8 protein-coding genes are annotated in these 11,273 nt (G+C 45.1%); 5 read left to right on the forward strand and 3 right to left on the reverse strand.

Features of this window, described 5'->3' with window-relative positions:
- Positions 1-314 precede the first annotated feature (314 nt).
- Positions 315-1,511: a response regulator gene (locus tag QUB26_RS30175; protein WP_333246829.1), complete on the reverse strand. Its 1,197-nt coding sequence runs from the start codon at positions 1,509-1,511 to the stop codon at positions 315-317.
- A gap of 932 nt (positions 1,512-2,443) precedes the next feature.
- Between QUB26_RS30175 and QUB26_RS30180 the strand changes: the two genes are divergently transcribed.
- From QUB26_RS30180 to QUB26_RS30190, 3 genes are all read left to right on the forward strand, one after another.
- Positions 2,444-3,463: a sigma-70 family RNA polymerase sigma factor gene (locus tag QUB26_RS30180; RefSeq protein ID WP_333246830.1), complete on the forward strand. Its 1,020-nt coding sequence runs from the start codon at positions 2,444-2,446 to the stop codon at positions 3,461-3,463.
- Positions 3,403-5,262 (forward strand): tetratricopeptide repeat protein, encoded by a 1,860-nt coding sequence (locus QUB26_RS30185; protein ID WP_333320998.1) that lies wholly within the window; start codon positions 3,403-3,405, stop codon positions 5,260-5,262. Before QUB26_RS30180 ends, QUB26_RS30185 begins: the two co-directional genes overlap by 61 nt.
- 167 nt (positions 5,263-5,429) lie before the next feature.
- On the forward strand, positions 5,430-5,783 hold the full coding sequence (locus QUB26_RS30190; protein ID WP_333246834.1) for a CVNH domain-containing protein: 354 nt from the start codon (positions 5,430-5,432) through the stop codon (positions 5,781-5,783).
- A 662-nt stretch (positions 5,784-6,445) separates the two neighbouring features.
- Here QUB26_RS30190 and QUB26_RS30195 read toward each other — a convergent pair.
- Positions 6,446-6,634: a hypothetical protein gene (locus QUB26_RS30195; RefSeq protein ID WP_333246836.1), complete on the reverse strand. Its 189-nt coding sequence runs from the start codon at positions 6,632-6,634 to the stop codon at positions 6,446-6,448.
- 912 nt (positions 6,635-7,546) lie between these two features.
- Here QUB26_RS30195 and QUB26_RS30200 point away from each other — a divergent pair.
- Entirely contained in the window at positions 7,547-9,175 is a 1,629-nt protein-coding gene (locus QUB26_RS30200) for an ABC transporter ATP-binding protein (RefSeq protein WP_333321005.1), read from the forward strand.
- 43 nt (positions 9,176-9,218) lie between these two features.
- Positions 9,219-10,079 carry a class I SAM-dependent methyltransferase gene (locus tag QUB26_RS30205; protein ID WP_333321001.1) on the forward strand — a complete coding sequence of 287 codons (861 nt, stop codon included), beginning with the start codon at positions 9,219-9,221 and terminating at the stop codon, positions 10,077-10,079.
- Positions 10,080-10,317: 238 nt separating this feature from the next.
- Here QUB26_RS30205 and QUB26_RS30210 read toward each other — a convergent pair whose 3' ends face one another.
- The gene (locus tag QUB26_RS30210) at positions 10,318-11,124 is read right to left on the reverse strand and encodes an ISAs1 family transposase (protein WP_333321003.1); all 807 of its coding nucleotides are present in this window, start codon (positions 11,122-11,124) and stop codon (positions 10,318-10,320) included.
- Positions 11,125-11,273 lie beyond the last annotated feature (149 nt).

Here is an 11,273-nt window from a genome sequence, read left to right on the forward strand (position 1 = left end):
AAATAAGGTGTAGATGTCTAGAGTGCATTGTGCTGTCGAGGGTTTAGTAATTTCTCTCATTCTCCCATACCCATTACTAGACGACCCTTATTTATCAATTCACTATTTTGTTATTCTGTCAATGCGTAAGTCCTATGAGTTTAAAATTTTTCTTCTCAGTCCTCATAGCGAGGACTTTCACTTTGAGGCAGGGAATGAATTCCCTGCCGGACTATTGGTTGTATGTTAAGTTGACACGAGTGGGCATGGTGCCGTGTCCCTAATGTACTTCATAAACCTGGTTTCTGGGTAAGATTGCGTAAGCCCCATTTATCCTATTTGATAGCACGGGGTTGGTTCTGTTCCATCATTGACTTTAATGCCGACAGTTTTAAGTCTGTAAGGTCGCGGATGGTAATTGAGCAACCGTCTCCCAATTTAACAGCAGTGAAATAATAGCATTTGCCCAGGTAATCACTTTCTAGATGAACCTCTCCTTCAAGCGATTCTCCAGTCTCAACAACTTCTACTAATAAATCAAAGACTCCGGGACTCAATTGATTAAACAGTTTTTTCAGCACGGGTTCCCCCGCGAGTTCTGTTCGTTTTTTCCCTAAGAGTCTGGCAAAGACAGGGTTAACTACCAAGCAGCGAAAATCTTCAATTTCTCCAGCGATATCTCCCCTCACCGCCTGCACTGCGGCTATTCCATCCAGAGATGAATTTAGCAAATTTGCCAGCAGGCTGCGAGATTGGTAGGCAATTTCTGCGGTTTGCTGGTGTCGCTCGATTGCTTCTTTAAGCTGGCGTTTTTGGTGCTGGATAGTTACCTGAGTTTCGAGGCGAACTAGCACTTCTTCCGGCTCAAAAGGTTTAGAGATATAGTCAACTCCCCCTACCTTAAAAGCTTTGACTTTATCAAATACTTGGTCAAGTGCGCTTAAGAAAATAATCGGAATTTCTGAGGTGTTTTCATCGGATTTGAGGGCTTCGCAGACTTGATAGCCGTCTATATCTGGCATTTTTATATCCAGCAATATAGCATCGGGGGGATGATTGCGAACTGTTCTCAAGGCCATCGCACCATTGGTTACGCAGCGAACTTTATACCCATTTTTAGTGAGAATTTCTGTTAGAAAACGCAGATTCTCTGGGAGGTCATCAACAATTAAGATGTTACCTTTGGGAGTTTCTAATTGATTGATGTCACTTGTTTCAGCCGCAGCCATCGCCATAAGTTTGCCTTCGCCTTTGGCATCGGCGAGCTCACTTGTGGTGTTTTGCTTCTCTAGCACCGAGCGAAAGTTATTCTTCGTAACTTTTTGTCCCATTACGTCTGAAAGGCGCTGCCACAGGATGGCTGCTAAATCTTTGATATGTCCTATGCTGAGGTACAAGCTGTCAGCAACAGCACTATAAGTTGCGTTTTTCCAAGCAGCTTTTAAGATTTCCTGCTCAAGAAAATTTAACGGTTTACTGGTTTTGGACTCTAAGGCGGATTCGAGAAATTCTAGAGCTTGTTCAAAAGTCATGTACAAATCAATCTCATCGGGTAAGGTTTTTCAGTTTTGCACCCTAATTTTGAGTTATACACCGTACTAAGTCGGTGGAGAAATTCCTAATAGTGATTATGACAGACTTATTGACACTTACGCTCCTGGACGATCGCCCCCGATCGTGATTTCACCTTGTCGAAATATGCAAAGGGCGATCGCGCCCGCCTAATTTTTTGTGAGGGCGATCGGCTTAAACCCTTGTCAGCACAAGGCTTTTAAGTTGCTTGTCACCCCGTCAACGCCTACGACATCGACTCTTTGACATATATAAAGCTCTTAACAAATCTGAAAAACTGGTTCATCTTTCATAAATCTGAGTTCGCTACCTAGCGGACAACCGTATAACTCAGTATCAAGGCTTGTCTTTATCCATAAGACAAGGCTTGACAGCTTTTATTCCTGCAAATTAAAATAATCCGCCGATTAGCGCCGACCCTTTGATTAATTTTAAGTATTATTACCGATGTCTTTTACCGCGTGATATGGTAATTCTCCCTCAGAAATATGCCAATGAGGCAAAGATCCGACTTTTCCGACTTTATGATCCGACTTTTCCGACTTGCTTTATGCCGATACCCCAAACATACTATTGAATAGCATCTACCAAAAGACATAGAACAGTACCAGTCATGCTGTCGAGCTGCTCTATCTAAAAATAGATAGCAAAACCAGGGCGTCCGACTTTTCCGACTTTCCGATCGGACTTTCCCGACTGACAGGGGCGGGGGAGGGGAGCCCTGATACAGACATGGAAAGGATGCAGCCTCAAAAAAAGAGCAACTGAATCCAATCTTTATCCGCATAAATACTGAGACCACACTCAGCTAGATGTTTGCGGGATTGGGGTGCAACGAAAAAAGCAACAGAGGAATGTTCCTTCACATCTATCTTTCAACACCTTTAAAATCATGTCAAATTCTCACTCCGTTATTGCAACAGACATTCGGTGTTGTCCAGAAGATATAGAGAAAGCATTTTGGCAGCTATGGCAGCAGAATCGAGATGATCTTTACCGTTGCTGTCTCAGGTGGATGGGGGGGAATCCTGCTGATGCCGAAGAAGTCCTCAGTCGCGCCATGCTCAAAGCTTGGGAAAAATTGCCAGACTATGCCGAAAAAATCACCAACCTCCGAGCTTGGATCACCCGCTTAACCCATAATCTATGTATAGATATTCACCGAGAACGTCGCCGGAAAGCAATGCAAATGGAGGACATTGAAGAAGTAGCTGCTACAGGAAGCTCAGCAGTTATTTCTTGTTTTGACTCTCCTGAAGAGGCACTTCTACATCATGAGTTGGGACAGTACATTCGCCGCGCTATTGATACTCTTCCTTCTCGATTACGCAATCCGTTTATTCTGCGTTACTGCCACCAAATTGCCTATCAAGATATTGCCCAAAAACTTGCTCTCTCGCTCAATAACGTTTACAAGCGCATTCAACAGGCACGAGAAATTCTGCAAAAGCGTTTGAGCAGGTATTTGTCAGGGTTGGATGATGGTTTGTTAGATTCCTCCGAGTCGTCTCAAAAGGGGGACGTTGCCTCGATCGGGGATGATTTTGCTGTAGGGGTAGTGCCCCCGTGCCTACCCCGTCAAGATTGTGGGGCAGCCACGGCTGGGACAGCCACGGCTGGGGCAACCACGGTTGGGACAGCCACGGCTGGGACAGCCTCGGTTGGGACAGCCACGGCTGGGGCAACCACGGTTGGGACAGCCACGGCTGGGGCGATCGCGGCTGTCCCAGCCACGGCTGGGGCAACCACGGGGGGATTGCCCCGACAATTCGATGAAACGATCGCATCCGACTCGATCGCCCCCATCCCTCAGAACATTGGCGAGACAATTAATTATCAGGTAACAGCAATATGTCTAGAAACACTGCACTCCGGGTGGTATCCCTCACTCAGTCCTCTGGGGTGGAGTTGAATGCTTACCTGATTTTAGACGAAAAGCCAGCCCGAATTGACCAGAAGCTGAAAACATTAAGTGAGTACGTGCAGCAGTATCCTTCGGGATGGAAGAAACGGTTGGAATTGGCGAATCTGCTGTATGCAATGGGTCGTATTGAGCAGGCGGTTGAGGAGTATCGCCAAGTAATCGATCGGCAGCAACCATTGATTGGCGTGCGCTTGCAATTGGGGAAACTCTTGCAGCTTATGGGACAAAAGGCTGAGGCAGTAGCGGTTTATGAAAGTGCCTTGGCCAATGCACGCAATGAGGCGACTCGACAGCATATCAGCGGATCGATCGCACTCTGTAGAAATGACACTCAGGGTGCGATACTCGCTTTTGATTCGGCGGCTTCCCTAGAACCAGATAATGCGGCTCACTGGCTGGCCTTGGGGCAGGTGCAGGTGGGGAGAGGGGATGTGGCTGCAGCTTTGCGAGCCTTTGATACGGTTTTGTCCCTTCAGCCAGATGATGTTGTAGCGCTGATTGACAGCTACGACGCGAGTCAGGCGGTGGGGAATGTGCGCCAAGCGCAGCGGCGGTTGAGCAAAGCGCTAGAGGTGGCTCCGGGTGATTTCCGAGCGCTCAAACGACTGGCGGATACTCGTTGCCGGATGAGATTGGTATCCGGTGAGGAGGGGAAGCAGACTAAAAAAATAATTAGTTCTTTGCTGCAACAGGCTCCTGATGGGGCGGATGCCCGCGAGTTGCTGGCATATTATCACGTTTTCCGGGGGGAGTCAGCTAACGGGATTGGGGTGTTGGAACGGTTTACTGAGGAACACCCGAATCATCCGAGGGGTTGGTATTCCTATGGGCGGTGCTTGTTCCACACGGGGGAATATCAAAGGGCGGCTGAGGCGATGCTGAAGGCTTATCGTCTCTATCCGCAGGATTGTGAAATTTATCGGGCGTTGTGTGAGATTTTGCCTGTTACCTCTCCCCCAGTTCCTCTCGATCCCCCCCAGCCCACAGCAGGGCGGTTTCAGTCTCAGAAAAAACGTGAATTTTGTAGGGGTAGTGCCCCCGTGCCTACCCCCGACCCAGACGATTCTCACCAAAAACGTGAATTTTGTAGGGGTAGTGCCCCCGTGCCTACCCCCGACCCAGACGATTCGATCGGGAGGTCAGACCAAGAGGGCCGGCACGGGGGCACGGCCCCTACGGATAATGAAACAGCCCTGGGGGATTTAGGGGGATCTAACCGTGAAGTAACCCTTACATCAATAGTAGAAGAGATGCTCGATCGTTTTCCCGATCGCTGGAATGTTTGGGCGACGGCGGGGCGGGTGTTGGTGGAAAGTTTTCAGGAAATCGATCGGGGGTGTAGTGTCTGTGCGAAGGGGACGCAACTTGAACCGCAGTTACCAGATGCTTGGTTTGGTCATGGGCGGGTGTTGGCACTGGCGGGGAAACACCGGGAGGCGGTGGAGGCTTTGACGCAAGGATGGCAGTTGTTACCGGAAGATGCGGGTTATCTGCAATCTGTGTCTGCTGCGGTGTGGCTGGGGGAGAGTTATCGAATGTTGGGGGATGAGGTGGCGAGTCGGAAATGGTTGGAAAAGGCTTGTCAGTCCCAGGAATTGATGGAGTTTGATCCGGCGATGGCTGGTTACTGGCAAGGGAGGGCGTTGTTGGGCTTGGGGGATGTGACGGAGGCTATGGAGGCGTATCGAAGTGCGCTGAGTCGGCGGTTGCTCTCCCCTTTTCGCGGTGAGGTTGAGGAGGCTGTGAAACGGTTGAAAGGTAAGAGGCGAAAGGGATCTCGTGCTTGAGTATGGTTTGATGGGGTGCATTGAGTTGGGAAAAAACAGCCTCTAACTCGAAAAATTCAGAAATTGACCTCTGGATTCGTCTTATAGGTGTAGAGACAAAAATAAAGTTTTCGTCTCGATAGGAAAAAAAACTCTGACAGTGAAATCAAATTCACATGGAAAAGTTAATGTCTTTACTCAAAATAACCTGCGCTTTTGTGTTTGCTTTAGCTTTGTCTTTTGGTGTAGTAAGCAACAATGCTTGGGCAGCAGGTGCCTATAGCCTAACTTGTCAAAATGCTCAACTTCAGGGAGCCACTCTATCAGCAGCTTGCCAGAAGGCGGAGGGTTCTCGGTATCAGCAAACCTCGCTCAATTTAGATCAGCATATCCAGAATGCTGATGGAAAAATGTCCTGGGGTGAAGCTGCGTTTTCTAAAACCTGCACTTCAGCCGCTCTTAGTAGTGCTAACACTCTCAATGCTCAATGTAAAAAAGTGGATGGCTTTACTCCTAATAAGACTTCCATTAATTTAGTTTAGATGAGCATATTGCTAACATTGATGGAAGGTTGAAATACGAACCCTAAAATACGGGCAGGCGATCGCTTTTCAGGAGGATTTTTAGAAATCAGGGGCGGTCGCCTCTCTTGGCGATTGCAGGAAGGCGATGATACGAAGTTGGAGCTTCGCATCATTTAAATAAATTTGATTCCGTCGCGTGCGGTAGCTTTTCCGACGCTCCGACTTTACGATCCGACTTTGCCGGCTGACAGGGGCAGGGGAGAGGAACGAGGATAGATAAAGATGCAAAGCGAGAAAATTCGCTCCCCTCTTCTGTATCAAAACGGAAGTGGGTGCAATCTGTCATTGTCACGCATGGAAAAAAGTTAGTGAAGTAATGAAGAAGCGGAATGGATGATGCTAGCGAGGAGACTATTAAACAGTTACTTGAGATAACATAAGCCTAGATAAAAGGTGATAATTATCGCGATGTAAAGAGCGTAAAAGTGGTAATTGCAGAGTTGATCAAAAACAACTTATCCCCGAAAAAAATCCGTTCTTAGTTCAATGCCCTAAATTTATTTATGGGAGTACGCAAGTGTTGCCAAAAATACATAATTTGAAGCCCTACCTACCTCAATTAAAGATTATAGGTAGGGAGGGGTTCAAATTATGACATTATCGTGAATAGCTATTAGAAACTACCGACAATAAATTCGCCCGAGCCTTTTGATACAGACCATGTTTGTTTCCGTTTGAATCGGTTTAACTTGTTGACTCACTTGACTTTGGTCAGCTTGGTCAGCTTGGTTAACTTGGGTAATCTGAGCAGCATGAACAGGAAAAGCGAGCGCCATCAATCCAGTAACGATTAGTAGTGTTTTTTTCATGATTAAAATTCCTTAACTCTTTCTTATTTATAACAGCAATTACGAGGAATTAGGTAAAGTTAACATAAAGGTTTGGGAGGTATTTATAAAGAAAATGTAAAGTCTTAACTAGCGGTTATTGATGCAATAATTTATCCGAGTTTTCCGACTTTATAATCCGAATTTTCCGACTGACAAAGGCAGGGGAGAGGAACGATAATAAAGATATTTTTAATCAACTCTTCTTGTATTAACTAGCAGCATCGCGACTGATTCTGTACTTGCGAACCTCCCCAACTCATTACCCGTTCCTCAACCTAAGTGCGATCGCCAATCCTGTAGGTTGGGTTGAGTGGGCGCGAAACCCAACATTTCCCAGAAATTACGGATGCATCATCTTTCATAAACAAAGAGTTCGCTACCTAGCGGACAAGCCTGTAACTCGGCGTCAAGCCTTGTCTTTATCAATAAGACAAGGCTAAATTCCTTTTTTCTCTTTACAAACAACGAGCGTATCTAACAAGTAATTACCTAAAAATGATTAATCTAATTCAATTGTTTTTGTTGTATTGGCGAATTAATTGTCTAATTAAACTTTATATAAAGTCTATTTTTTAACCTTGAGACTCTTATTATTAACAATTATTTTTGAGAAAAGGGAGTATAAAAGTTCAATCGAACCCCACAAGTAAACATCGTAAAAAAAAAATAATGATTAAATACTAGCGTTTTTTCTAAAACAAAAATAAATTTTGATCGACAATTGCTCAGGAGTTTAACATCAGGAATTTAAAATTGAGGTAGGGTAGGTACTGCCGTCAGCGCCTACCCTACATCCTAAATAAAAGCCTAAGTAAAAGTATAAAAATTTCTGTAGATAAACTCTTCTAACTGAGGGAACTAATTTGGTTCTTTAAAACCCTCAACAAATACATTGCCTCCTACAAATGGCAATTCATTTTACTCTTTCTATGCTTGATATCCGACGCAGCATTTGATTCAGTCTTCCGAGGCAGCTTAAAATTTATCATCGATGCCGCCATCGTTCCCCAAAACTATGGTCTTCTGGTTCTAATCCTGTCATTGCTAGTCGTCGGAGCAATTCTATATGCCTGCATCGGTTTGCTAGGAATTTTCCTAGGAGCGCGTTTGGGCATTTTAATCACCAACAATATCCGACACTCTCTATTCGAGCATCTCCAAAGCCTTTCAATGGAGTTTTTTGGGCGACGTTCAGCCGGGGATATTGTCAATTGTCTCATCGCCGATGTCCAAAAGGTGGAAAATGGTGTAATTACAATGGGGCTGACAGTCGTTGTTTTAGAACTGTCTAACTTCCTATTTTCTCTGGTTTTCCTCTTCTTCCTCAACTGGCAATTAGCCCTGCTCAGTTTAATCGGTTTAACCCTCTGCACCATTGCCCCAGCAAAAATTGCCAGCCTTGCCACCGAAGTCGGCTATAAGTTGCTGCAAAAAGAAGGACAGATTGCCAGCGTCGTCGAAGAGAATATCCTCTCGCAAACCGTTGTCAAGATATTCGGGCTGGAGAACCAAATGACTGAGGATTTTTCCAGCGATTTGAATGACTTAAAACAGGTTTATGTCCGGGCAACCTTTCTCTCCTACTTAGTGCAGAAAGGTCCCATGATTGGTTTTGTCATGACGCAGCTTATCGTTTTAAGTATCGGTGCTGTCATGACCTACAGAAATTTAATTTCTGTAGGAACTCTTACCTCCTTTCAAGTTTTACTGGTAGGTTTGAATCTCAATATTCTTGGTTTAACTTCGTCAATACCTGCATTTATTGATGGAGTGGCAGGGCTGCAACGCATCAGCGATATCTTATCAGAAACTCCGGCCATTCAGGATGCACCGGATGCGATTGATTTACCTCACTTTTCCAGTGATATTTACTTTGACGACGTTACCTTTAGCTACTCCCAAGATAGAGGAGGAGTTAAAAATCTATCCCTAAAGATTCGCCAAGGAGACTTCGCGGTATTTGTCGGTCAAAGTGGAGCAGGCAAAAGTACAATTGTCAACTTGCTGACGCGATTTTATGACCCAGATAAAGGACGCATTCTGTTTGATGGAATTGATTTACGTCATGCAACAGTACGCTCCCTCCGTTCTCAAATTGGACTGGTTTCTCAGGATGTAATTCTCTTTAATTGCTCCGTGCGGGAAAACATCCGCATGGGCTATCTAGAAGCCACTGACGAACAAGTCGAAGCCGCAGCCAAAGCCGCCGAGATTCACAAATTTATTTTGTCCTTACCCCAAGGCTACGACACACCTGTGGGTGACAGGGGCGGACAGTTATCAGGGGGACAACGGCAAAGAATTGCTTTAGCGAGAGCCTTGGTGAGAAATCCAGCAATTCTAATTCTCGATGAAGCCACATCCGCCCTCGACCCCGCCACAGAAGCCGAAATCCTCGCCACCATCGAGCGCATCACCAAAGAACGCACCGTAATTTTGATTACCCACCGCATGGCCCATGCCTTGCGTGCGGATGTCATGTACGTGCTGGAAAACGGCAGCTTGGTTGTTAGCGGTTGACACACACATTTGACCTCTACTGAATATTTTGGAGTTAAAAATTATGACCAGCACAAATGATTACAAATGGCTAATTCCCTCTTCTGCCAACCTAGGCTCGAAATCTCTTGAAGAAGAGAAAGCTCTCTGGGATAAAAACCACGAAGATTATACCAACACCGCTTTCAGCATCACCCAAGACCCTAAAATCTGCAAAAACTTAATCCGTCCAGAGCATTCTCCCGGCTATGATATTCCCAACTCGCCTGACATCAAAGTCCTAATTCCCGGTTGCGGCTCGGAAATTTATCTTCAGAAAACCTTACTAGAATTTTGCCCCCAAATTGGACAAATCTACTGTACCGATTTTTCCAAAACAGCGATTGAAAAAGCACAAGGACACTGGAAAACAGCAGATGGAGATTCCCGACTCAACAATCAGCAAATCGTGTTTGAGCAAGTAGACTCCACGCGAATCACCGAACAAAAACCGGAGTGGAACGAGAAATTTGATTACGTCCTACTCGCAAATTCCGTGGTTTCCAGTGAGGATAAAACCAACCGCCAGATGATACGGGAATTTGGGAAAGTTCTCAAGCCAGGTGGCAAGATATATGGATATTTCCCAACCACCTTATGCTTTTTAGAAATTGCCTATTTTAGTCGCAAACACGCTCACTGTGTTACAGAGGGATATATCGATGTCTACGGCAATAAAGTTTGGGATGCTGAGTGGCAAGATCCCCAAATTTATTACACTCCCTTGCGGTTAAATCGCATCTTTAAAGAAGCGGGATTAAGACAGCTCTGTTTGGAGATGCAGTTTTTGGACTATGAGCCTTTTGTTTCCATGTTTAAAGAGATGATAGCTCATGACGACCCGGATATCTTTCTCTGGCATCTTCTAGTTCGTTATGAAAAATAGGACTTAGGGATTTGGGCGAAGCATCTGGCTTGATGCTTCGTTTCACTCAGCATGACACATAGGCTTTGCGTAATTAGGGACACCGCCCCGTGCCCTTCTTGGTGTCAACTTAACGTCAAACGTAGTACGGGTAAACTGTCTGACGATTAGGGCTCGATCCCCCCTAGCCCCCCTTAAGAAGCAGGGTGGATTAATTGTCGAGAGGCTAAATCAAGGCTATGAAGGCTATTGACCGACATTAGGCGAGGCATTTAACAGGTTTATCTGAACCCGATAAATCAAAAAGTAACTCGCTTAAATCTTCAATTTGATTAGCCATCAATCTCAAAGCTTCAGGAAAAGTATGAGTACATTTCATGCGAGCCAATGAAACCAAAAATTGTCTAATCATTGCCCAGTTAGCAGGTGCATTGCCACCACGACGAATATCGTTATCCTCGTTTAACGTCACATCTTTGACCCAATGCAGTCGATTCTCAATCAACCAGTGGCCACGTATAGCATCGGCAAATTGCAAAGCTGACCAATCCAGACTACTTAAATAATAGTGTAGTTCATCGAAATTAACTAGCTGACGACGACTTTTTTTTCCCTCCCATCTAGTCCCATATCTCCTGACCACAATTATATGTTTGGCACCCGCCCAAAGGGGCAATAATTGAGGTGGAATAGGATAAATTTTGGTGTGGCGAGTTGTGGTTCGCCCATGTACACATTCAGAGACTTCCGAATCGTCAGTCGCCACCGCAGAACTGACTAATTTATTAGCCGCTTTAAACAGATTTAATTGATTCTTTTTGAGCGTAACTATATAGTCATTGCCACCCTTAATAATTAAGGCTAGTGTTTTTTTTTGACAGTGCAGTGCATCGACGGTAATTACTACTTTATTACCGGATAGCTCTTTGACTAGCTTCTCTACGACTTCGACTTCACTTGAATGCTTATTTTCCATAACTTGATGTCGGACTACCCATCCATGATGATGACTGTAAACGGAAACCATGCTGACAAAATTTTGGTAAGAGCTGCTACTCCCAGTCAATGTACTTTTGATCCCTTACCATCTATTGCCATCAATTCTCCTTCGTCTATTGACAATTCTTCTTGAGACCACACATTAAAAAGAACGGCTAATATCTCAAAATCTAATGATTGAATTATATTTCTAAACGTTGAGTCTGATGGGAACCG

Source organism: Microcoleus sp. B4-C1, assembly GCF_036705285.1.
In the GTDB taxonomy this organism is placed as follows: domain Bacteria; phylum Cyanobacteriota; class Cyanobacteriia; order Cyanobacteriales; family Microcoleaceae; genus Microcoleus.